General features: G+C 72.7%; 15 protein-coding genes. 7 read left to right on the forward strand and 8 right to left on the reverse strand.

The window, feature by feature from the left end; genetic code table 11:
• The first annotated feature begins 60 nt into the window (after positions 1–60).
• Entirely contained in the window at positions 61–1,692 is a 1,632-nt protein-coding gene (locus ACZ53K_RS26000; protein WP_468840944.1) for an alkaline phosphatase D family protein, read from the forward strand.
• Positions 1,693–1,790: 98 nt separating this feature from the next.
• The gene (locus tag ACZ53K_RS26005; RefSeq protein ID WP_468840946.1) at positions 1,791–3,197 is read left to right on the forward strand and encodes a GNAT family N-acetyltransferase; all 1,407 of its coding nucleotides are present in this window, start codon (positions 1,791–1,793) and stop codon (positions 3,195–3,197) included.
• Positions 3,198–3,354: 157 nt separating this feature from the next.
• On the opposite strand, the gene ACZ53K_RS26010 is transcribed toward ACZ53K_RS26005, so the two are convergent.
• Both ACZ53K_RS26010 and ACZ53K_RS26015 read right to left on the reverse strand, forming a co-directional pair.
• On the reverse strand, positions 3,355–4,740 hold the full coding sequence (locus tag ACZ53K_RS26010; RefSeq protein WP_468840948.1) for a carbohydrate-binding protein: 1,386 nt from the start codon (positions 4,738–4,740) through the stop codon (positions 3,355–3,357).
• Between the two features lie 75 nt (positions 4,741–4,815).
• Positions 4,816–5,877 (reverse strand): LysR family transcriptional regulator, encoded by a 1,062-nt coding sequence (locus ACZ53K_RS26015; protein ID WP_468840950.1) that lies wholly within the window; start codon positions 5,875–5,877, stop codon positions 4,816–4,818.
• A 194-nt stretch (positions 5,878–6,071) separates the two neighbouring features.
• Here ACZ53K_RS26015 and ACZ53K_RS26020 point away from each other — a divergent pair, with 194 nt between their 5' ends.
• Both ACZ53K_RS26020 and ACZ53K_RS26025 read left to right on the forward strand, forming a co-directional pair.
• A complete protein-coding gene (locus ACZ53K_RS26020; RefSeq protein WP_468840952.1) occupies positions 6,072–7,766 on the forward strand; it encodes a DUF885 domain-containing protein in 1,695 nt (564 codons plus the stop codon).
• 12 nt (positions 7,767–7,778) lie between these two features.
• Entirely contained in the window at positions 7,779–9,170 is a 1,392-nt protein-coding gene (locus ACZ53K_RS26025; protein ID WP_468840954.1) for a GNAT family N-acetyltransferase, read from the forward strand.
• Positions 9,171–9,232: 62 nt separating this feature from the next.
• Here the strand turns inward: ACZ53K_RS26025 and ACZ53K_RS26030 are convergent, their stop codons facing one another.
• Positions 9,233–10,075, reverse strand: a complete 843-nt coding sequence (locus ACZ53K_RS26030) for a class I SAM-dependent methyltransferase (RefSeq protein WP_468840956.1) — start codon at positions 10,073–10,075, stop codon at positions 9,233–9,235.
• Positions 10,076–10,230: 155 nt separating this feature from the next.
• Between ACZ53K_RS26030 and ACZ53K_RS26035 the strand changes: the two genes are divergently transcribed.
• Complete coding sequence (locus ACZ53K_RS26035; protein ID WP_468840958.1) at positions 10,231–10,713, forward strand: Lrp/AsnC family transcriptional regulator; 483 nt, start codon at positions 10,231–10,233, stop codon at positions 10,711–10,713.
• Here ACZ53K_RS26035 and ACZ53K_RS26040 read toward each other — a convergent pair.
• The 4 genes from ACZ53K_RS26040 to ACZ53K_RS26055 form a co-directional block, all read right to left on the reverse strand.
• A complete protein-coding gene (locus ACZ53K_RS26040) occupies positions 10,667–13,879 on the reverse strand; it encodes an AAA family ATPase (protein WP_468840960.1) in 3,213 nt (1,070 codons plus the stop codon). The two genes, ACZ53K_RS26035 and ACZ53K_RS26040, sit on opposite strands and share 47 nt — an antisense overlap.
• Positions 13,876–15,042, reverse strand: coding sequence for an exonuclease SbcCD subunit D (locus ACZ53K_RS26045; RefSeq protein WP_468840962.1), 1,167 nt, complete (start codon positions 15,040–15,042; stop codon positions 13,876–13,878). The genes ACZ53K_RS26040 and ACZ53K_RS26045 overlap by 4 nt, the downstream gene beginning before the upstream one ends.
• 247 nt (positions 15,043–15,289) lie before the next feature.
• Positions 15,290–16,258 (reverse strand): alpha/beta hydrolase family protein, encoded by a 969-nt coding sequence (locus tag ACZ53K_RS26050; protein WP_468840964.1) that lies wholly within the window; start codon positions 16,256–16,258, stop codon positions 15,290–15,292.
• A 357-nt stretch (positions 16,259–16,615) separates the two neighbouring features.
• The gene (locus ACZ53K_RS26055) at positions 16,616–17,494 is read right to left on the reverse strand and encodes an SCO4651 family lipoprotein (protein ID WP_468840966.1); all 879 of its coding nucleotides are present in this window, start codon (positions 17,492–17,494) and stop codon (positions 16,616–16,618) included.
• Between the two features lie 423 nt (positions 17,495–17,917).
• On the opposite strand from ACZ53K_RS26055, the gene ACZ53K_RS26060 reads away from it, so the two are divergent.
• Positions 17,918–19,201 (forward strand): hypothetical protein, encoded by a 1,284-nt coding sequence (locus ACZ53K_RS26060; protein WP_468840968.1) that lies wholly within the window; start codon positions 17,918–17,920, stop codon positions 19,199–19,201.
• Between the two features lie 79 nt (positions 19,202–19,280).
• On the opposite strand, the gene ACZ53K_RS26065 is transcribed toward ACZ53K_RS26060, so the two are convergent.
• On the reverse strand, positions 19,281–21,203 hold the full coding sequence (locus ACZ53K_RS26065; protein WP_468840970.1) for an ABC transporter ATP-binding protein: 1,923 nt from the start codon (positions 21,201–21,203) through the stop codon (positions 19,281–19,283).
• Positions 21,204–21,515: 312 nt separating this feature from the next.
• Between ACZ53K_RS26065 and ACZ53K_RS26070 the strand changes: the two genes are divergently transcribed.
• The gene (locus ACZ53K_RS26070) at positions 21,516–22,946 is read left to right on the forward strand and encodes a DUF5685 family protein (protein WP_468840972.1); all 1,431 of its coding nucleotides are present in this window, start codon (positions 21,516–21,518) and stop codon (positions 22,944–22,946) included.
• Positions 22,947–23,044: the final 98 nt, after the last annotated feature.

The following is a 23,044-nucleotide window of genomic DNA, read 5'->3' on the forward strand; positions in this document are numbered from 1 at the left end:
TCGTACCCATGGGACGTACCCATGGGTCGTACGAATCGGTCGTATCACGGGAGGTTTCACATGGCGCAGGGATCCGGCAGAGCCGTCGACCGGCGGTCGCTGCTGCACGGCGCGGCGCTCGGTACCGCGGCGCTCGCCCTGCCCGCCGTCGCGCACGCCGCGGGGACGGGCAGCGCCGGAGCGGGCGCCGCGCCCCGTACCGCAGGGGCGCCGGCCCAGGTGCGCGCCGGACGCCCGAGCGCTCTGTGGGGCGTGCAGACCGGGGACGTGACGACCTCCTCCGGGCTGGTGTGGGCGCGTGCCGACCGGCCGGCCCGGATGCTCGTGCAGACGGCGGCGACCGAGTCGTTCCGCGATGCCCGCACCTGGCACGGCCCGGTGCTCGGCCCCGATACGGACTTCACCGGCACCACCGCGCTGCACGGCCTGCCGTCCGGCGAGCAGATCCACTACCGGGTGCTGCTGGCCGACCCGCACGACTACCGGCGTACGGGTGAGCCGGTCACCGGCACGTTCCGTACCGCCTCGGACCGGCGCCGCGACGGGGTGCGCTTCACCTGGTCGGGCGACCTCGCAGGCCAGGGCTGGGGTATCAACCCGGAGCTCGGCGGCTACCGGATCTACGAGGAGATGCGCCGTCGGGACCCGGATTTCTTCCTGTGCAGCGGTGACAACATTTACGCCGACAGTCCGATCGAGGCCAGTGTGCGACTGCCCGACGGCAGGGTCTGGCGCAATGTGACCACCGAGGAGAAGTCGAAGGTCGCCGAGACGCTGGCGGAGTACCGCGGCGCCTTCCGCTACAACCTGCTGGACGCGAACCTGCGCCGCTTCAACGCGCAGGTCCCCACGATCATCCAGTGGGACGACCACGAGGTGCGCAACAACTGGTACCCGGGCCAGATCCTGGACGACGACCGGTACACGGAGAAGGACGTGGACGTGCTCGCCGCCCGTTCGCTGCGGGCGTTCCGGGAGTACTTCCCCATCCGTACTCTCCGTTCGGACCGGGGCGGCCGGGTATACCGCGTGATCAACCACGGGCCGCTGCTGGACGTGTTCGTACTGGACATGCGGACGTACCGGAACGCCAACTCCCCGAACCGGCAGACCGACGACCGGCAGGGCATCCTCGGCGCCGAGCAGCTGGCGTGGCTGAAGCGGTCGCTGTCGCGGTCCCGTGCCGTGTGGAAGGTGATCGCTTCCGATCTGCCGCTGGGGCTGGTGGTCGCGGACGGCAAGACCGACTTCGAGGCGGTGGCGCAGGGCGACCCTGGCCGGCCGCTGGGCCGGGAGCTGCAGATCGCCGAGCTGCTGCGGCACATCAAGCGCCACCGCGTCACCGGCACGGTCTGGCTGACGACCGACGTGCACTACACCTCGGCCCAGCACTACGATCCGTCGCGTGCCGCCTTCAAGGACTTCGCGCCGTTCTGGGAGTTCGTCTCGGGACCGCTGAACGCCGGCGGCTTCCCGGCGGTGCCGCTGGACGGTACGTTCGGCCCCGCGCAGCCCTTCGTCAAGGCGCCGCGGCGGGCGAACGTCTCCCCCGCCGAGAGCCCGCAGTACTTCGGCGAGGTGGACATCGACGGGGACAGCGGCGAACTGACGGTACGGCTGCGTCAGGACAGCGGGCAGGTGCTGTTCAGCCGGGTGCTGCAGCCGGGGCGGGTGGGACAGCCGGACCGGTAGGGAACGGGAACCGCCGCCTTTTGCCTCGATTGCGTCCTTTACCCATCGGTCACAGAGCGTTCGCGATCAGGCAACACCCGTCGGCGACGCTGGGCTGCATGACTGACGCGACATCCGCCAAGAGCTCCCGCCGCCACCACTGGCGGCGGGACCTCGTCGAGCTGGCCGCCCTGTTCACCGCCGTGTCCGTGGCGGACGCCCTCGCCAACACCATCGCGCACGGCCCGTCGGGGCCGGTGCTGCTGTGCTGCTCGGCGGTCGCGCTGATCGCCACGGCCGGGTTCCACACCTGGTGGTCACGGCGCCACGAACACGCGCCGCCGCCCACCGATACGGGCGCCACAGCGCCCACGGCTCCGGCCGCCCCCGAGGGGGAGCGGCAGGAGACGGCGCTGTGGCGGATGCGTACGACCGTACGGGACGAACCGGGCAGCCTCGCCGCGCTGTGCACCGCGCTGGCCACGCACCGGGTGGACATCCTGAACCTCCAGACACACCCGCTGTCCGACGGGACGGTGGACGAGTTCCTCCTGCGCGCCCCCGCCCCGCTGCCCGGCACCGAACTGACCCGGACGGTCGCCGCGGCGGGCGGCACCCACACCTGGCTGGAGCGTGCGGACGCCCACGACCTGGTGGACGCCCCCACCCGGATGCTGGCGCTGGCCACCCGTACGGCACTGGACTCCGCCGAGCTGCCGCTGGCGCTACGCCAGTTGCTGGGGCGCTGCACCATCCATTCGGTGCCCGCGCGGTCCCTGAAGGGGCGACCGTCCGGCGAACGGGTGCCGGACGAGGGCATCCTCGAAGAGCACACCATGAAGTTCCGTGACCCGTCCGGGGGAACCGTCACCATCGAACGCCCGCACCTTCCGTTCACGCCCACCGAGTTCGCTCGGGTACGGGCGCTCGTCGAGCTGGACGCCCGGCTCGGCCAGCGGGTGCCGCCGCGCCGCGAGGTGCTGACCCTGCCCGAGGGCAACGCCCTCACCGTCCGCCGCGCCGACACCTCGGACCTGGCGGCGGCCCGCGAGATGCACGAGCGCTGCACGGCCCGGACGCTGGCGATGCGCTACCACGGCCCGGTCGCCGACGCCGAGCGCTACCTGAACCATCTGCTCACCCCGCGCTTCGGCCGCACGCTCGCGGTCGAGACCGCGTCCGGGCGGCTGGTGGCGCTCGGACACCTGCTGTGGGACGGCGAGGAGACCGAGGTGGCGCTGCTGGTCGAGGACGCGTGGCAGCGGCGCGGCATCGGCTCGGAGCTGCTGGGCCGGCTGGTCGGCATGGCCTCCGACGCGGGCTGCGCGAGCGTCTACGCGATCACCCAGGCGTCGAACACCGGCATGGTGGCGGCGATGCGCGGGCTGGGGCTGCCGCTGGACTACCAGATCGAGGAAGGCACGCTGGTGATCAGCGCCCGCCCGGAGGGGTCGCCGGTCCGGCGGGAGCCCGTACGGCCGGAGGCGGCCCGCAGCGTGCCGGGGGCCGGGCCGCGGCTGCCCTGACGGCGTGACCGCGAAGCGCCCGGGCGCGAAGAAGAGTGGGGCCGGCCGGTACGCGAGCGCTCGTACCAGCCGGCCCCGGCGGTACGGAGACCGGTGCGGATCGGTGCCGTACCTCAGTGGCTCTCGCCGACGCCCTCCACAGGGCTCGGCGTGCTGCTCAGACCTGCTCCCACAGTGACGGCGCGTTCGCGGGTTCCCAGCCCGGCTGCGCCTGGTGGCCCTGGAGGCAGCGGTACGTGGTGCCGTCGTAGGTGACCTGGGCGCCCGCCTCGTAGACCGTGCCCGCGGCCCAGGTGGTCTCACCCGGCTGGCCGGGGCCGGGGTCCTCGGAGCCGCTCGTGCTGGTCTTCAGAGTGAGGCCGTAGCCCTGGAGCAGCGGGTTGATGGGCTGGTAGAAGGTCGTGCCGCCGGAGCGGCAGTTGCCGGACCCGCCGGAGGTGACGCCCTGTGCCTGGCTGCCGGAGATGAAGGAGCCGCCGGAGTCGCCGGGCTCGGCGCACACCGAGGTCCTGGTCACGCCGCTGACGGTGCCCTGCGGGTAGGTGACGCTGGTGTTGTGCTGCTGGATGGTGCCGCAGTGCCAGCCGGTCGTGGAGCCGGAGCGGCAGATCGAGGCGCCGACCGCCGCCTGGGTGGATCCGGCGACCCGGACGTTCTGGCCGCCCTGTCCCTTGACGTACGGCGTCGAGGTCCAGTTGCCGTTGGCGGCGACCCAGGCGGTGTCCCGGCCGGGGAAGGTGGATGCCTGGAAGCTGCCCTGGGCCACCTGGTTGTATCCGGTGGTGGAGGTTCCGGCGCGGCCGCAGTGTCCGGCGGTGGCGAAGCCTTGCTGGGTGCCGCGGGTGATCGCGAAGCCGACGGAGCAGCGTCCGCCGCCCATGTAGTACGCGTCGCCGCCGCGGATGTCGTAGAGCGGGCGCGGGCGTTCGGCGGTCGCGCCGACGCTCACCAGGCCGCGGTCGGCGCCGCTGGCGGCCAGGAACGACCGGGCCGCGGCCGGGTCGGCGGCGCGCAGCCGTACCGTGTTGGTCCGGACGTCGACGGCCCACGAGGACGCTTCGGGGGCGGCCCGGCGCGCTGACGCGCGGTCCAGCTTGTCCTTGGCGGCGTCGAGTTGGGCGAGGGTGTGCGGTACGTGGACGGCGCGCGCACCGGCCGCCCGTACGGCCGCGAGGCGCGCGGCGTCGGTGGTGGCCACGGTGAGGGTGGCGGATTCGGTGCCGCTGACCCAGGCACCGGCGAAGGAACCGCCCAGGGCGTGGTGCAGTCGTCCGGCGACCGCGCCGGCTTCCGCCTCGTTGGCCAGCCGGCGTTCGGCCTGTGCCCGGCCGAGGCCGAGGTCGCGCTGCATCGCCTGGAACACGGCGTCGGACGTGGCGCCGACGGACAGGGTTTCGGCGGCCGACCGGTGGGGGGTCTGCGGGGCCGCCGAGTCCGCCCCTGCGGACCGGGCCGCCGCTGAGCCGGGCAGCGCGGTCAGGACGAGTGCGCCGACGGCGGCTATGACGGCACACGCGCTGGTTCGTGCGTGTCTGTGGCGCATGGGGGTGGTCTCCTCGGTCTCGGGGGGGTGGAGGTGCCGAAAACTTAGGTGCCGTATGCCGATCCGGAGAAGATGTCAGTTGTCCTTCTGCCGGGTGTTATGGATGACGGGCGGGGCTGATGGGTAGTCCGTCGGCTCGTTGGTGGTCGGTGGCTTGCCGGTCTCCCCCGCCCCCGGTGGCCCGGGATCGGCCGCGTCCCGGTGATCGGCCAGCCATCGCGTGTAGCTGTCGCTGCGCGCGGCGGCGTCGGCGTGGGCGGCGCGTGCCTGGGCGATGACTTCGGCGGCGGCGTCTGCCGCCGGGGTGCCCGGGTGCCAGCCCACGAGGTGCCGCCAGGTCAGCGGCGTACCGGCCAGTGGTCTGGTCACCATGCCGGGGGTGGGCGGCAGCGTGGCGCGGCACAGACCGGCGGCGCGGCCGACCTGGACGAGGTGGATGCAGGACGCGGTGTCCGTCTCGTAGACGCGGGTGGGGGTGAAGCCGGCGCGGGCGCAGGCGAGGGTGAAGCAGTCCGCGAAGCAGCCGTCGCCCGGTACGTCGGCCCAGGCCTCCGCCGCCAGTTCCGCCAGGCCGATCTCGCGCCGTCCGGCCAGCGGGTGGCGCTCGGCGAGCATGACGAAGACGGGGTCCACCGCGACCTCCCGCCAGCTGAGCCGTTCGGGCTCGGGTGCCGGGCTCTCCCCGCAGGCCCCGATCAGGGCGAAGTCCAGCCGTCCCGCGGCGACGGAAGCGGCGATCTCGCGTTCGGACCAGGTGGTGAACGTGGTGACCGGCACTCCCGGGCGGACGGTCGCGAGCCGGTCCACCAGTCCGCCGAGCAGCGGGCCGTGGGTGCCGCCGAGCCGGAGGCCCGCCAGGGTGCCGCCGGCGCTGGTGAACCGTACGGCTTCCTGCTGGAGCTCGCTGATCGCGGGCAGCACCACGCGGGCGCGTTCGAGCACGAACTCCCCCAGCGCGGTGGGCCGTACGCCGAAGCGGCCGCGGTCGAAGAGCCGTCCGCCCAGGGTGCGCTCGATGCGTTTGAGCTGGGCGCTCAGGGCGGGCTGGGCGAGGCCGAGCCGGGCGGCGGCCTTGGTCAGGCTGCCCGCGTCGGCAATTGTCCGGATCGTCTTTAAATGCCGCAATTCCAGGTCCATGGTGTGAGCTTGCTGCTCCGCTCCGGGCCGGAGCAATAGCCTGGTGCGGACCAATGGCGGCCGCGGCCACCAGGCCCGGGACCGGCACCGCGCCGCCGCGTCCCGTTCGCCCTGCGCGGACGAGGCGCCCCCGGCGGCAACGCACGGCGCGCTGATGATGACGTACCGGGGGCTTCCGTACGAGGATGGGACGCATGTCCCACACCACTGCTTCCGACAACGCTCCACTCCCCCGCCAGGTCGCCGACGCCTATGTCGACGCCCTGGTCGACCTGGACCCCGTCACGGGCACCTTTCTCGGTGTCCCGGAGAGTTCGAGCAGGCTGCCCGACTTCTCGCCCACCGGCCAGGAAGCGGTGGCCCAGCTGGCCCGCACGACGCTGGACCGGCTCACCGAGGCCGAGCAGCGGCCGGGCGGGGACACTGAGGGCGAACGGCGCTGCGCCCGGCTGCTGCGCGAGCGGCTGACGGCGGAACTGGCGGTGCACGAGGCCGGTGAAGGGCTGCGCGCGGTGAGCAATCTGCACTCGCCGCTGCACTCGGTGCGCGAGGTCCTGACGATCACGCCGGTCGAGACGGACGCCGACTGGGCGGCGCTCGCCCAGCGGCTGCGGGCGGTGCCCGCCGCCCTGGAAGGCTACCGCGCCTCGCTGGAGGCGGGTCTGAAGCAGAACCTGCCCGCCGGTCCGCGCCAAGTCTCCACGGTAATCGGCCAGTTGGGCACCTGGATCGGTACGGGCCGCAGCTGGTTCGCCGAGCTGACCGAGCCGGGCCCCGAGGCGCTGCGGGCCGAGCTGGACGCCGCGGCGTCGGTGGCGGCCGGCGCGCTGGTCGAGCTGCGCGACTGGTTCCGTGACCGGTACGCCCCGGCGGTCGAGGGCGCGCCGGACGTGGTGGGCCGCGAGCGCTACGCCCTGCTCGCCCGCTACTTCAACGGCACCGACCTGGACCTGGACGAGGCGTACACCTACGGCTGGTCGGAGTTCCACCGGCTGCACGCCGAGATGGCCAAGGAGGCCGAAAAGGTCCTGCCCGGCGCGAAGACCCCGTGGGAGGCACTGTCCTGGCTGGACGAGAACGGTGAGGCCGTGGTGGGCGTCGAGGAGACCCGCCAGTGGCTCCAGGCGCTGATGGACCAGGCCATCGAGGCGCTGGACGGCACCCACTTCGACCTGGCGGAGCGGGTCAAGCACGTCGAGTCGCGGATCGCGCCGCCCGGCGGCGCCGCGGCGCCGTACTACACCGGCCCCTCGCTGGACTTCTCGCGCCCCGGCCGCACCTGGCTGCCGACGATGGGCCAGACCCGCTTCCCGGCGTACGACCTGGTCTCGACCTGGTACCACGAGGGCGTGCCGGGCCACCACCTCCAGCTGGCGCAGTGGGCGCACGTCGCCGAGGACCTCTCGCGGTACCAGACGACGGTGGGCATGGTCAGCGCCAACGCCGAGGGCTGGGCGCTGTACGCCGAGCGCCTGATGGACGAGCTGGGCTTTCTGACCAGCGCCGAGCGCCGCCTCGGTTACCTGGACGCGCAGATGATGCGGGCGGTCCGCGTCATCATCGACATCGGCATGCACCTGGAGCTGGCCATTCCGGCGGACTCGCCGTTCCACCCGGGTGAGCACTGGACGCCGGAGCTGGCGCAGGAGTTCTTCGGCCGTCACTCCAGCCGTCCGGCGGACTTCGTCGAGAGCGAGATCATCCGCTATCAGGGGATGCCGGGCCAGGCCATCGGCTACAAGCTGGGCGAGCGTACGTGGCTGGACGGCCGCGAGGCGGCGCGGCAGCGGCACGGCGCGGACTTCGACCTCAAGGCGTGGCACATGGCGGCGCTGTCACAGGGCTCGCTGGGTCTGGACGACCTGCTGGCCGAGCTGTCGCGGATCTGAGGCAGGAGCGGCGTGTTCGTCTTCTCCGGTGATCCGCTCCGGCCCGGCCGTATCGATCCGGAATTCGCCCGGGAGGCCGGCGCGGTACGGGCCGCCGGCGCGCGCCACGCGGTCGTCGACCACGAGGCGCTGCTCGCCGGGGACGCGGCGGGGGCGGTGGCGCGGGTGCCGCGCGGGTCCGGGGCGGCGTGGTACCGCGGCTGGATGCTGCCGGCCGAGCGGTACGCCGCGCTCGCCACGGCTCTCGGCGAGCGCGGCTGCCCGCTGCTGACCACGCCGGAGGGCTATCGCGCGGCTCATGAACTCCCGGGCTGGTACGACCTGTTCGCCGAACTCACCCCGAGGAGCCGCTGGCTGCCGTGCCCGCCCGGGCAGCCGCCCGGCGCGGCGGAGCTGGCCCGGGCGGCCGACGCGCTGGGCGGCGGGCCGGTGGTGATCAAGGACTGGGTGAAGTCCCGTAAGCACGAGTGGGCGGAGGCGGCGTACGTCCCGGACGCGTCCGACACCCCGCGCCTGGCCTCGGTGGTCGGCCGGTTCGTGGAACTCCAGGACGAGTTCCTGACCGGGGGCGTGGTGCTGCGCGCGTTCGAACCGTACGAACCGGTGGGTGAGGTGCGGGTGTGGTGGGTGGACGGCGAGCCGGCGCTCGTCGGCGCCCACCCGGACACGCCGGGGCAGTGTCCGCGGCCGGACCTGTCGGCGGTCGCGCCCGTCGTACGGAAGGCGCTGCGCACAGGGGGCTGCCGGTTCGTCACCACGGACCTGGCGCTGCGTACGGACGGTGTGTGGCGGGTGGTGGAGGTGGGGGACGGGCAGGTCAGCGGCCTGCCGGAGGGCGCGGACACCGGATCGCTGACCGAGCTGCTGGCCACGGTGGGCGCGGGCTTCCCGCCGGTCCTGGCGGCGGGACGGCTCGTGCTGCGGCCGGTCACGCCGACGGCGGCGGCGCGCCTCGCCGACACCGCCGGCGCCGGTTCCCCCGACGGGGTGGCCTGGGCGGGCGGCGGTCCTCCGGAGTCCACCGTCGCCTGCGCCGAAGCCGTCGCGCAGGCCGCCTCGTCGGGGCTCTACCGCCCCGGCTGGGGCCTGTTCACGATCGTCCGGGCCGACGACGGTACGGCGGTGGGCTCCATCTGTTTTCACGGCCCGCCGGACGACGAGGGCACGGTCGAGATCGGGTACGCGCTCTGCCCCTCGGCACGCGGCGCGGGCTGGGCCACGGAGGCCACGCGCCTGCTGGCCGACTGGGCAGCCGGGCGGCCCGAGGTCCGTACGGTGCTGGCGCTCACCGAACCGGCGAACGTGCCGTCCCGGCGGGTGCTGGAGCGGGCCGGGTTCGCGCCGTCGGGCGACCGGGGCGGACTGCACGCGCACGTCTTCGCGGGGGCCGGGCACCTTCCCTGAGCGGACGTCCCGGGGAGCCGTACCGCGCCGCGGACTTCGCCATGTACGACGCTCCCCCCGGATCATTTGTCGGCGGTATGAATCTCGTACCGCCAGAAAGCGCGGTGCCGCCAGAATTCCACGGCCGACATGGTGTTCACGGAATGCCGGCGCAGACCCGCGGACTGGAATCCCGCGTACGGCAGCGCTCCGATCACGGCGAAACACCGGAGCATCGGCCACATGTCGCGGGAGATGTCCTGGACGCCGCGCACGGTGAATCCGGCCTCGGCGGTCAGGCGTTCCAGCGTGCCGTAGGTGAAACGCTGGAACGACGGCATCGCGGCCCAGTCGTTCAGCTGCCGGAAGACCTCGGCCGCGGGGGTGGGCATACGGGCCGCGGTCTCCCGGGCGTACTCGAACATGACGAGCCGGCCACCCGGTTTCAGGACGCGGTGGAACTGCCGCAGCACCGCCTCGGCCTCGGCGGCGTGCACCAGGGTTTCCATGGTGTAGACGGCGTCGAAGCTCGCGTCGGGGAAGTCGAGCGTGGCGTAGTCGCTGCGGGTGAAGGTGAGCAGGTGGTCGAGGTTGCGGCGGCGGGCCCGCCGCCGGGCCTGCGCGACATGGGCGTCGAGCAGGTCCACGCCGTGGATCCGCAGGCCGAAGCGGCCCGCCAGACGGCCGGCCACATCACCCACACCGCACCCGGCGTCGAGAACGCGCGCTCCCGGCGGCTGGGCGAGCGTTTCCCCCATGCGGTCTTCCATGCGGCGCAGCGCTTTCGACCAGGCCCATGGGGAGTCCGTATCGCGGTAAAGACCAAAATGTTTGGTGCCGTTCAGAAAGAGGCGGTATCCCAGTTGTGATCCCGGCTGACGGTAATATCGGATGACCTCGCGTACGTTGCTCACATTCAGCACCATGCCAGCCCGCAGGCGACCGGCACATCGCTTCGGCGCCGGAACCCCCCTTCCGGGTTGCCGACTTCACCCGTACCGGCCCGCTTTGCGACGCCGGGAAGTGACGATCACCGGCAAAACCCTTGATCCGCCGGGGATTCCACTGCTAGACACCTCCCATGACCGGCTATTCCCCCGACGCCACCGACTGGCGCATCCTCGATGTCCTGCAGCACAACGGCCGCGCGGGATACGCCGAACTGGCCCGTGCCGTGAACATGTCCGCGAGCGCGGTGACCGAGCGGATACGGCGCCTGGAGGAGGCCGGGGTGATATCCGGGTACGCCGCGGTGGTCGAACCCGCGGGCATCGGGCTGTCGGTGCTGGCCTTCGTCCGGCTGCGCTATCCGAACGGCAGCGGCAAGCCGTTCCACGACCTGCTGGAGAGCACACCCGAGATCCTGGAGGCGCACCACGTCACGGGCGACGACTGCTTCGTTCTGAAGGTCGCCGCCCGCTCGATGAAGCACCTGGAGGAGGTGTCGGGCCGGGTGGGGGCGCTGGGCGCGGTGACGACCAGCGTCGTGTACTCCTCGCCGCTCCCCCGGCGCGCGATCACTCCGGCACCCGATGGCGTACGGACGATCCCGCACGGTCCTTGACGACCTCCAGCTGGGCCGGGATGCGCTGCCGCAGGTCCGCGACATGGCTGACGATGCCGACGCTGCGGTCCCGTTCGCGCAGCGAGTCCAGGACGTCCAGCACCTCGTCCAGCGTCTGTTCGTCCAGGCTGCCGAAGCCCTCGTCGATGAAGAGGGTGTCCAGGCGGGTGCCGCCCGCCTCGTCGGTGACGACGTCGGCCAGGCCGAGCGCCAGCGCCAGGGACGCGAAGAACGTCTCGCCGCCGGACAGGCTGGCGGTGTCCCGCTCATGGCCGGTCCAGGCGTCGATGACGTGCAGCCCCAGGCCGGAGCGGCGCGCGCCGCCGGACCGTTCGTCGGAGTGTATGAGCGTGTAGCGGCCGGAGGACATGCGGTGCAGGCGTGCGCTGGCGGCTGCCGCGACCTGTTCCAGCCGCGCGGCGAGGACGTAGGACTCCAGGCGCATCCGGCGTTCGTTCTCCGCCGACGTACCGGCGGCGAGTGAGGCGAGGCGTGCGATGCGCTCGTATTCGGTGCGCAGCGGGGCCAGTTGGCGGGCGTCGGAGTGGGCGCGTGCGCCGAGCCGGTCCAGTTCCGCGCAGCGTTCCTCGGCGGCGGCGTGTGCCGCACTGGCGGTGCGCAGCCTGCGTCCCGCGCGTTCCAGTTCGGCGTGCGCCCGGTCCGGGTCCGCGGGCGGGAGGCCCGCCGCGGCGAGCGCCTCCGGGTCGGCCAGCTCGGCTTCCACGGTGGCCGTCTCCGCCTGGTGGCGGTCGAGGCGCTGTTGCAGAGCCCGCCAGTCGGCATCGTCCAGCAGCGCGGCGGACGCGTCCTGCGGGGTGTCGAATCCGGCGCGGTAGGCGGCGTCGGACAGGTTGGCGTCGGTCTCCTTGAGCCGCTCGGCGCACAACTCGGCCGTACGGGCGGCGGCCGCGGCCTCGGCCAGCAGCGCGACCTGCCGCTCCAGGCGCCGGGCGCGCTCGGTGACACTCGCGAAGCCTCCGCGCGCCTCCGCCAACTCGGCTTCCAGCACGCTCAGTTCCCGGTCGAGGGCTTCCCGGTGGGAGGTGCGGGCGGCAGCGCGGCGCTCGGCCTCCTGTTGCTCGGCGCGGCGGCGCTCGTACTCCCGCTCGGCTCGGGACAACGCTTCCCGGGCAGCGTGAAGGTCGGCGCCAGCGGCCCGCTCGCGCGCGTACGTGTCGCGCAACTCCTCTTCCGCGCGGGCCAGTTCGGTGGTGGAGGTGTCGCCGGCGGTCGCGGAGGCGGCGGCCAGCTCTTCCTTCAGGGACTGCCGGGCGCGCTCCGCTTCCTCGCGTACGGACTCGGCCCGCCGGTAGGCGTCCAGCGCCGCTTCCTCCGCCGTACGGTCCACATGGCCGGCGCCGGTACGGGCCGGAGCGGGGTGCTCGGTGGCGCCGCACACCGCACACGCGGCACCGTCCTCCAGCCCGGCGGCGAGTTCGGCGGCGATGCCGCGCAGGCGGCGGTCCTTGAGGTCGAGCCAGTGTTCATGGGCCGCGGCCGACCGTTCACGGGCGCGCAGCGCGTCCTCGTCCGCGGTCCGCAGGCCGTCCGTGAGCCGGTCGCGCCGCCGCGCAGCTGCCAGCCGCTGCCGGGCCGGGTCGAGCTGGGCGTGGAGCTGTTCGGCGCGGGTCGCGGCTTCTTGGGCGACCTCGATGCGCCGCTGGTGTTCCCGGTGGGCCGGCTCCCAGTCCGCGAGCCACGCGGTGGCGTCCAGCAGCGTCTGTTCGTCGGCGCGCGCCTCCCGTTCGATGCCGGCGCGCTCCTCGGCGATTCCGGCGGCCCTGCTCTCGGCCCGGCGGGCCGCCGACAGTGATCCGAGGTCCTGGCGCAGCTCGTGTTCCAGCGCGGCGAGCCGTTCGGCGTCCGCGTCGGCCAGGTCGGGCGGCAGCTGGGACCGTCCGTGCTGCTCGGCGGCCTGCGCCGTGCCGTGTTCGCGCCAGGCCGCGTCGCGGAGCGCCAGCGCCGGGGCGACCTCGGAGGCCGCCCGGGCCCGTGCCAGCCGTTCCCGGGCCCGGTCCCGCTCGCCGGTCTGCGCTGCCAGCTCCGCCGCGCGCCGCCGTGCCTCGGCGTACCGCCGCTGGAGGCGGTGCCGTTCACGCTCCTCGTCCGCCCGCGCGCGGGCCGCGGCCTCGGCCGCCTCGGCGGAGCGCACTGCGAGCCGGGCGATGTCGTACCGCTCGCGCGCGTTGGCCCGTGCCACGGCCGCCCGTACCAGTACGGCTTCGGCGAAGCCCGGCTCGCCGGGACTCGGCGTCTCGGCCGCCTGCGTGGTGGCCGCGGTGCCGGTGTCCGGCCCGTACTGGCCCGGTACGAGTGCGGTGGCGGTCGCCGTCCCCCTGGAAGCCCCGCCCGTAGCGGCGGCCCGCACCGTCCGGCCCGTACCGCTGCGGCGGCCCGACGCCGCGGGCACCGCTTCGGGTGCGCGTCCCGGCGCGGGGACCGAGGGGTCCACGAGGTCGGCCGGCTCGCCCGCCGCCTGGTCCATCCGGTGGGCGAGCGCCAGCAGCCGGTCGTCACCGGCGGAGACCCGGTCGGCGGCGGCCTTGCGACGGGCGGCGAGCCGTTCTTCGAGGGCGGCGAACCGGCCGGTGTCGAAGAGCCGCCCGAGCAGCCGGGCTCGGGCCTCGGCGTCGGCGCGCAGGAAACGGGCGAAGTCCCCCTGGGGCAGCAGGACGACCTGGCAGAACTGCTCCTTGCTCATGCCGAGCAGCTGGCCGATCTCCTCGCCGATCTCCTGGTGGGAGCGGCTCAGCGCCTTCCAGTGCCCGCCCCCGGCACCCGCACCGGTTCCGTCGTCGCCGGTCACGTACTCGCGCAGCCTGCTCTGCGCCTTCTCGCGGGTGGTGCCGGTGCCGCGCTTCTTCGGGCGGGACTGTTCCGGCAGCCGGGTGATCTCCAACCGCCGCCCGCCGACGGTCATTTCGAGGACGACCTCGGTGAGGGTGAGCGGATCGGCGAGGTCGCTGCGCAGCGTCTGGCCGTTCTGCCGCGTCCCCGGCACGGTCCCGTACAGGGCGAAGCAGACGGCGTCCAGGATGGAGGTCTTGCCCGCGCCGGTCGGCCCGTGAAGCAGGAAGAGACCGGCCTGGGCGAGCCGGTCGAAGTCGATGGTCTGGGTCCGGCCGAACGGCCCGAAGGCCGTGACCGACAGCCGGTGCAGCCTCACCGCGCCACCTCCCGCAGCACGTCGTCGGTGCGCACCTCGTCGAGGGCGGAGCGCAGCACGGCCCGCTCCTCGTCGTCCACGCTGCGCCCGGACCGTACGTGCGCGACGAAGTCCTCGGCGATCTCCTGGTCGCTGCGGCCGCGCAGCCGCTGTGCGTACGAGGCGAGCGTGCGGGCGGCACTCTCCTCCGGTTCGAAGACGAGGCTGAGGATGTGCGGGAAGCGGCCGGCGAGCCGGGCCATCGGTTCGTGCGGGCGGGCGGTGTCGGTCAGTGTCGCCTCCACCCACGCCTCCTCGTGGACGGCCAGCGCCGGATCCGCCAGCAGGTCGTCCAGCTTGCCGCGGACGCGGGCCAGCGGCCGGGGCACCGGGCAGTCCAGGCGCTCGGCGGTCACCGTGCCCGCGGCGTCCAGGTCGACGAGCCACATGGACTTGCGGTGCCGCTCCTCGGAGAAGGAGTAGGCGAGCGGGGAGCCGGAGTAGCGGACCCGGTCGGTGATCGTCTGGCAGCCGTGCAGATGCCCGAGGGCGGCGTAGTCCACGCCGTCGAAGACGGCAGCCGGTACGGACTCCACGCCGCCGACCGTGATGTCACGCTCACTGTCGCTGGGCGCGCCGCCGGTGACGAAGGCGTGCGCGAGCACCACCGACCGGGTGCCGGCGGGCCGGCCGGCGAGGTCGTCGCGCACCCGGTCCATGGCGGCACCCAAGACGTGCGCGTGATCGGCCCGCTCGGCGCCGAACTCGTCCTTGACCAGGGCCGGTTCCAGGTACGGCAGTCCGTACAGAGCGACCTCGCCGTGTTCGTCGCGCAGTACGACCGGAGCGGCGCAGGTCGCCGGGTCGGTCCGCAGGTGGACGCCGGCCTGCCGCATCAGCCCGGAGCCGACGCCGAGCCGGCGGGCGGAGTCGTGGTTGCCGGAGATCATGACGGTGGGTACGCCCAGGTCCGCGAGGCGGTGCAGGGCGTCGTCGAACAGCTCCACGGCGGCCAGCGGCGGCACGGCGCGGTCATAGATGTCGCCCGCGACCAGGACCGCGTCGACCCGCTGCGTACGGACCGTGTCGACGAGGTGATCGAGGAAGGCGCGCTGCGCGGTGAGCAGGTTCACCCGGTGGAACGAGCGGCCGAGGTGCCAGTCGGAGGTGTGCAGAAATCTCAAGAGACCGCCTCGACCTGCACTTTTACCGCTCCTCCACGCCCGCTGGCGCCGATCCCGCACGGCTGCCGCTGTTGACCGCTGTGGGCACCCGCCACGTCGGCACCGCCGGACACCGCGCCCCTCACCGGTATCAGTCTGCCATCCGCGCCCGGCCGGTTCCGGAACCCGTCAAGATCCGGCCCGGGCATGTGACGCGGCTCACTTCGCAGTGCTGCGCCCCGGCGCGAGCGGCCGGGGCGCCCCGCCGCTACGGCCGGTGGAACGTCACCTCCGGATACCGGACCGACGGGCCGTCCAGCAGGGCGCTTTCCCTGCCTCGCAGATGCTTGTCCATGAAGGCGGCCAGATACGCGCGGATGACGGCGTCGCAGCGGTCACCGTCCAGATCCTGGAACGGAATGCCGAGTTTCTTGGTCAGGGCCGCCAGATCGGTGAAGGAAAGGTGCTGGGTTCCTTCGACGCTCAGCCAGCGCTTCCACCCGGTGAGTTCCTTCCAGGTGTCGTCCCAGGTGCTGTCGGGGCCGCCGGGTACGTGTCCGGGCTTTCCGAGCATCAGGACCGGGCGATCCAGTGGCACGTCGTTCGGGTAGTGGAAATTCCCGTCCATATTGACGGCCGCCTTGATGCGCGGGTCCCGCAGCATGGCCGGAATGACACTGAAACCGCCGGCCGAATGCCCGGCCATCGCGATACGGCCGGAGTCCACGATTCCTTCGCCCGGCCACGCCGGACGGTTCCTCGTCAGCTCGTCCAGTACGAACGAGATGTCCAGGGCACGGACGGCGCCGACCCGCTGCCAGTCCTTGCCCTGGCACGCCGTGCAGGGCGTCGTGTGCCCGTCGGGGAAGGTGGTGCCGTTGGCCTCGTAATTGTGGCCGACGGCGGCGACGGCGTAGCCGCGGCCGGCCAGCTCCTCGGCGAGTCCGGTCAGTGTGGCGCGCGGCATCCCGAAGCCCGGTGACAAGACGACCAGCGGGAGTCCGCCGCGCGGCACGGCCGGTCGCGCGTCCAGGGTCGCGTGGGTGCGTACGGTGCTCAGAATGCGGGGCGGCACGTTCACGCCGCTGGTTCTCACATACTCCTCGGATTCCGCGGCGGTCATGTACGGCGCGGGATTCTTCGCGGGGCGTACGGCCGGATACCAGACGGAAACCATCAGCTCCCGGCGCTCCCCGGGCACCCAGGGGTCGGCCCGGCCGTCGTCCTTCAGGTGCAAGGTCGTCCGGCCGATCGGATGCTTTCCCGTGGGCGCGGGTAATGCCGGGCGGGATTCTTCCGTCCGTATCGAAGGAATGTCCCTCCGGCCGTCCGGCGTGTTTCCGGCGTGGGCGGTGGCGGCGGGTGCGCAGACGGCGGCGGCCAGCGCCAGGGCCGCTGTCGCGCGGGGCGGAATTCGGAGGCGCATCGGTTTCTTCCTGTCGAAGTCGGAAGGCGTGAACGACGTTCGACGAAAATCTATGGGCCGGGCGCCCTGGTCGTCGTCACTCCGGGGAGCCACGTCCGGTGGCTCCCCGGAGTGACCCCGGACGCGCCGGTCCACCCACCGGCGCCTACGGAACGACAGCGGACCGGGTCAGGACTCCGATGTCCGCTGCCCCTGTTTCGCGGCCTTGTCCGTGATGTCGACCGTGTCCTTCGCCGGGGGCGCGGTCACGTTCACGTCCGTACCGAAGTCGCTGAATTTCAGCGTGGTGCTGACGGAGGTCCGCGCACCGCTGCTGCCCTGCTTGCCGCCCTGCGGCTTGACCTCGACCTTCTCCTGGCGGAGCCGGCCCTGCTCGTCCAGCCAGACGTCGAGCGGCAGCCGGTCGCCGAGCTGTGCCCTGAGCTGCTTCGTCTGCTGCTCGTTGCCCTTGGCCAGCTCCGCCACGTCGACGGACACCTTGTAGTGCGTGGTGGCCGCGCCGTCGACGGTCTCGGTGCCGACCTTAGTGACGTCCTTGTCGCTGATGCCCTTGGTGTAGTTGAAGGAGGCCGTCGGGTCCTCGTACTGCGAGCTGCCGCCGGACTGCTCCACGAGCTTCTTCAGGTTCACCTTGAACCACGACTTGCCCTGCGGCAGCTGCTGCCGCTGTGCCGCGGGCGGCTGCTGGTAGAGGATGCCGTCCACCAACCGCTGGTGGACCTGCTGGTTGCCGGTCTGCATCGTCAGCCGGCTGCTGCCGTTGCCCAGGTCCACCACGCCCGACCCGCGGACCTCCGCGTTCTTCCCGCCGCTCTGGGCCCTGGTGACGAGCGTCATCTTGGCGGTCTTGGCGGCGGTGGTCTTCTGGTGCGCGGCCCGTACGGCCTGCGGGCCGTCCGCCGCGCCGCCCTGCGAGGCCGAGGCGCCGTCCTGCTTGCCGGGGTCCTTGCCGGATGCCTTGTCGTTGCTTCCGCCGCAGCCGGTGACGAAGGCCAGGGACAGCGTTCCGGCTGCCGCCACCACTAAGAGACGCGGACGTGTGCTCACTGTTCTCACTGAGACCTCCTGGTCGTAACAACCCGACGGACGCCGGTGAGGCTGTCGTGCGCCGTTCTCCCGCGCGTCACGGGGTTCCGAGTGCCCAGCGGTACGCGGCTGAATCACGGGGTCCCGGCACCGGCTCCGCGGCGGCTGAGTACCCGGGCGACTGCTTCGAACGCCGAAATAGCGCAGAGGAGTTCGCCGACGTTTCCACCTTGCCAGGTCTCGGGTGCGCACGTGCCCATGGGGCCGTGTGAGGCTGCAGCGGCGAAATACCCCCACGTTTCCGGCCGTTCGGCGTTCGGAATCGAGCCAGTACCCCGTATGGCCTGAACACTGTCGAACTGGCCTTCCGCAATTGACGGCACCACATACCGCGGGCAGCCTTGCGCTGACCGACAGCAGCGCAGCTATGGGATGGGGACGCGAGTGACCGTCAACGGTAATGGCAAGTCCGCCGATGAACCGTACGTCATCACCGGCCGGGGGCAGGACGCCGCCCCCAAGAACGCCTTCTCCTTGTTTGCCGATGTCAACTACAACGTCGGGGGTCCCCGCACCAAAATCCTCGTCATTCCGGCCAACGGCACGGCGAACAACTTCAGCGACTACGGGTTCGACCAGAGCGACGACGGTGTGAGCAGCGTCGTCAACAACACCGACCGGGACAACATCCTCTTCACGAGGACCAATCAGGGCGGCTCGCAGTTGCCCGTCCCCGCCAACTCCTCGATCACCGACCTGACACGGGTCCCGCTCTCCGGAAGCCCCACCAGCACCTGGAACGACCAGGCTCAGTCCGCCCTCGCCTTCAACAAGCCGGTGCCGCTGCCGGTGTTCACCGCGCCGAAGCCCAGCGCGCAGACCCAGGAGCGCCGGCAGGCGATCCAGGGCAACGCCGCCCCCGACGTCCAGCAGGTCCTGCTCTACGAGGGGACCACGCTGCTGGGCACCTGCCCGGTCAAGGACAGCGCGTGGGAGTACACCCCGGACGCCGACTGGCCGCTCGGCCAGCACGATCTCTCCGCCATCGCCGTACGTGACGACGTACTGTCCGGCAAGGCACCGCTGCGTTTCTACGTCGTCCTGCCGACGCCCGTCGTGGACATCCGCTCGCCCCGGGACGGCGCCGAGGTGGACAGCGGCGCCACCGTCGACGGTGTCGCGTTCAACGCCGACTCCGTGACGCTCACCGAGGGCGCGACCCAGCTCGGCACCGCCAAGGTGACCAGCAACCTGTGGAGTTTCGCCCACGAAGGCGGCTGGTCGCTCGGCAAGCACGCCGTGACGGCGAAGGCCGTCCGCGGCGGTCAGGAATCCGAACCGGAGACCGTGAATTTCACGGCGGCCAACCTGAACCTCCGGGTCGAGAGCGCCTTCAACTCTTCCTGGGAGGACTGGCAGACCCACAAGTACATCCACTCCTACGACATCACCATGTACGCCGGTGAAACCGATGTGAAGCACTGGCACGTCGGATTCGGCCAGCTCCCGGACGGCTCGGTGCTGGCCCCGGAATTCGAAGCCGGATTCTGGGGAATGGTCATCAGTGACGGCTCCGACGGAAACGTGATCCTCGGGTCGCCTCCCGAGGGCGTGCACATCGTCCCGGCCAAGGGCCACCTGACCATTCGGGTCCTGGTGCTCCTCCCGACCCAGGACGAGGCGTACAAGAAGCTCTACGGTCTTTTCGCCAAGTCACTGGCGGAATGAGCCGCGTTCTGCCCGCCTACGGAGAATACGGGGGCCCGGACCACACCGTCCGGGGCCCCGCCGCGGCGGACCACGCGCATCAGGCGTACTGGGCGGCCTGGATCTCGTAGAGGGACCGGTAATGGCCGCCGTCGAGGGCCATGAGCTGGGCGTGGTTGCCCTGTTCGATGAGACGGCCCTCGTCGAGGACGTAGATGAGGTCGGCGGTCGCGGTGGCGGCGAGCCGGTGGGTGATCAGCAGCACGGTGGTGCCGTCGTCGGTGAGGGCGCGCAGGGCCTGGAACGCCTCGATCTCCGCCCTGGGGTCGAGGGCGGACGTCGGCTCGTCGACGACCAGCAGCGGGGCGTCGCGGTAGCGGGCGCGGGCGGCGCCCAGCCGCTGCCACTGCCCCCCGGAGAGCTGGGTGCCGCGCTCGAAGCCCTTGACGACCAGGCTGTCCCAGCCGTGCGGCAGGGAGGTGATGACGTCGGTGGCGTCCGCGCCGTCGGCGGCCCGCTCGACGCGCCACTGGTCGAGCCGCTGGTCGCTGCGCCCGATGTGGATGTTGGCGCGGGCGGTCATCGGCCAGTGCGGGAAGTCCTGGGCCAGCAGCGCCACCTGTCCGAAGACGGCCGCGCGGTCGGCGCCGCGGGTGTCGGTGCCGTTCCACAGGAGGCGCCCGTCGCTCGGCAGGTACAGGCCGGCGACGAGTTTGGCCAGCGTGGACTTGCCCGAACCGTTCGCACCGACCAGCGCCACCACCGTCCCCCGGGGCACGGTCAGGTCCACCTTGTCCAGGGCGGGCGAGGTGGCTCCGGGGTAGGTGAAGGACACCTGTTCCAGGCGCACCTCCTCCAACGGCCCGGTCAGCGGCGTTCCCCCGCCCGGGATGGCGTGCCGCTTGGCGGTCGTGCAGGCGTCCTCCCAGTCCTTGAGGTACATGGCCTCCTCGTAGAGCCGGTTGAACTGCATGACCAGTGACAACAGGCCGGCGCTGGAGGACCGTACGGCGATGACGGCGGTCCCGGCCACGGCCAGCGGCATCCCGCCGCCGGTCAGCAGCAGCCACAGCACGCCGTAGGCCCCCAGTGACGCCAGGCCCGAGCCCGCCGAGGCAACGGTCTGGGTGACGGCCTCGGCGCGGGCCAGCCGCTGCTGCTCGCACTCCATCGTCCTGGACATGTCCGCGTACGCGTCCACCAGCAGCCGCCCGGCGCCGTGCACCCGGATCTCCGCGGCGCACGCCTGGTCGGTGAGCTTCTGGGTGATCACGGAGATGGCGCGGCGGTGCTCGATCCAGGTGTGCCGGGACTCGTACTGGCGCCGGGCCGAGAGGACCGCGGCCCACCCGTTGGGCGCGGCGACCAGGAACAGCATCAGGACGAGCAGCGGGTGCAGCATGAACAGCACCCCGGCGGCCGCCGCCAGGCCGACCAGCGCGTTGAGGACCAGGATCGAGGAACCGAGCATCATCCGGATCGAGTCGGTGCCGAACCGGCCCGCGTCCAGGGTGCGGTGCACCTGCTGGTCCTCCAGGGCGGCGAGCTCGACGTGGATCACGCCGTGGTAGAAGCGGGCCGTACAGACCCGCTCGACCTTGGGTTCCAGTTGCCCGGACGCCGCGGTGGACACGGCCGACAGAAGGGCGGAGAGCACCGCCACGACGGCCACCGCCACCAGGGCGGGCAGTGCCTGCCGCAGCCGCTCGGGGGTCGGCCCGGCCGCGAACAGCGCCACCAGCACCTGGTTGGTGGCCACCAGCGTGAAGGCCCGCATGACGCCCTGGCCGATCTCGGCACAGAGCAACGCCGTCAGGGCGATGCGGTCCTCGCGCCAGGCCGCCTTGGCGACGGTGCCCATCATGGCCGGGAACTGGCGGGCCATCGTCCACAGTCCCATCCGCAGGATCGGCATCTCGTGGCGCGTGAACGACAGGTCGTACCGCAGCGCACCGCCGAACAGCACATGCTCACTGTCGGAGACGGGCAGCTTGCGCCGGGGCCTGACGCCGCGGCTCCTCATCGTGCCTCCGGCCGCGCGCCGCGCGGGTACGGGACCCGGCAGGTGGGCGGGCGGGCCCGCGCGGGGCGGGCCGAGGCTCCGGCCGGCCCGTTCGTCACCGTCACGGTGTCCCTCATGGCTTCTCCTCCGGATCGGGTCGTCGTGCCTCGTGCTATGCCCCGTCCTGGCCGCCCCGGCACGCCCGGCACCCGATCCGGTGGGCCCCCGCGGACGTCCCGCCTCGCGGACCACCGGCGCCGGACTCCACCACGCCGGGTAATACGATTTCCAGCCACACCGCACTTCACCGACGTCAACGGGGGTTCTCTTCACGTGTTCGGAATCGTCAGGCCCTGCACCCACCGCCTGTCCCAAGGCCTCAAGGCGGAGTGGATGGCTCATCTGTGCGGGTTGTGCCTCGCCCTGCGCGGCGACCACGGGCAGTTCGCCCGGGTGGTGACCAATTACGACGGCTTGATCGTGTCCGTCCTGACCGACGCCCAGACCGGCCGGGAGGCGGCACATCGCCGTACCGCCGGGCCCTGCCCGCTGCGCGGGATGCGGACCGCCTCGGTGGCGAAGGGCGAGGGCGCGCGGCTGGCCGCCTCGGTGTCGCTGGTGCTCGCCTCGGCGAAGATACGCGACCATGTCGCCGACCGGAACGGACTGCTGCGCCGCCGCCCGGTGGCCGCCGCCGCCCGCAAGGTCGCCGCGGGCTGGGACCGGGCCGGGGCCCGCACCGGCGCCACGCTCGGCTTCGACACGGCCGTCCTCGTCGACGCGGTCGACCGGCAGGTGGGCATCGAGGAACTGGCGTGCCCCGGCACGCCGTTGACCGTCATCACCGAACCGACCGAGACGGCGACCGCCGCCGCCTTCGCGCACACCGCGGTCCTCGCCGGCCGCCCCGGCAACGCCGCGCCGCTCGCCGAGGCCGGGCGGCTCTTCGGGCGGCTGGCCCACCTCCTCGACGCCGTGGAGGACCGAGCCGCGGACGCCGCCGAGGGCGCCTGGAACCCGCTCACCGCCACCGGCGCCTCCCTGGAACAGGCCCGCCGGCTGTGCGACGACGCGCTGCACGGCATCCGCCTGGCGCTGCGCGACGTGGAGTTCGCCGACTCCGCCCTGGCGCACACCCTGCTCGTGCACGAACTGCGACGGTCGGTCGACCGCGCCTTCGGTACGGCGTCGTGCTCCCACCAGGGGCACGGGGCGGGGCCGTACGAAGGCCAAGGGGGCAATCCGTACGGGCAGGGCAACGGGTACGGGCAGTCGCAGCCGCACCCCCCGGCGTCTCCGTACGGCCAGCCGCAGGCCGGCGGCCCGTACGCCCAGGCCCCGCAGCATCTGAACGGCGCGCAGAATCCGTACGCGGGCGGGCCGGTACCGCCGGGCGGGTACGGAGGCCCGGGCGGGCCGGGCGGTTCCGGAGGCTGGGGCGGCTCGGGCGGCTCGGGCGGCGGCTCCGGGGACTGGGGACCCGGGAACGGCGGCCCCGGCCACGGCGGGCTGCCGAACCTCACCCCCAAGCCGCCGAAGAAGCCCCGCGGCTTCCTGACCGGCTGCGCGGTCGCCATCGGGCTCTGCTGCACCTGCCAGCTCTGCTGCGCCGAGGAGTACGAGGGCCCGTGGTCGCGCAAGAAGCGCGAGGGCTGCTGCCGGGACTGCGACTGCTGTGACAGTTGCGACGGCTGCAACTGCTGCCCGGACTCCTGCTGTGACGGATGCTGCTGCGACGGGTGCTGCTGCGACTGCGGCTGCTGACCGAAGGACCGCGGGGGGGGGGGGGGGGGGGGGGGGGGGGGGGGGGGGGGGGGGGGGGGGGGGGGAGAAACACCCCACCCCCCCCCCCGCCGAGAGAA

It is taken from the genome of Streptomyces sp. NPDC033221, from assembly GCF_055577005.1.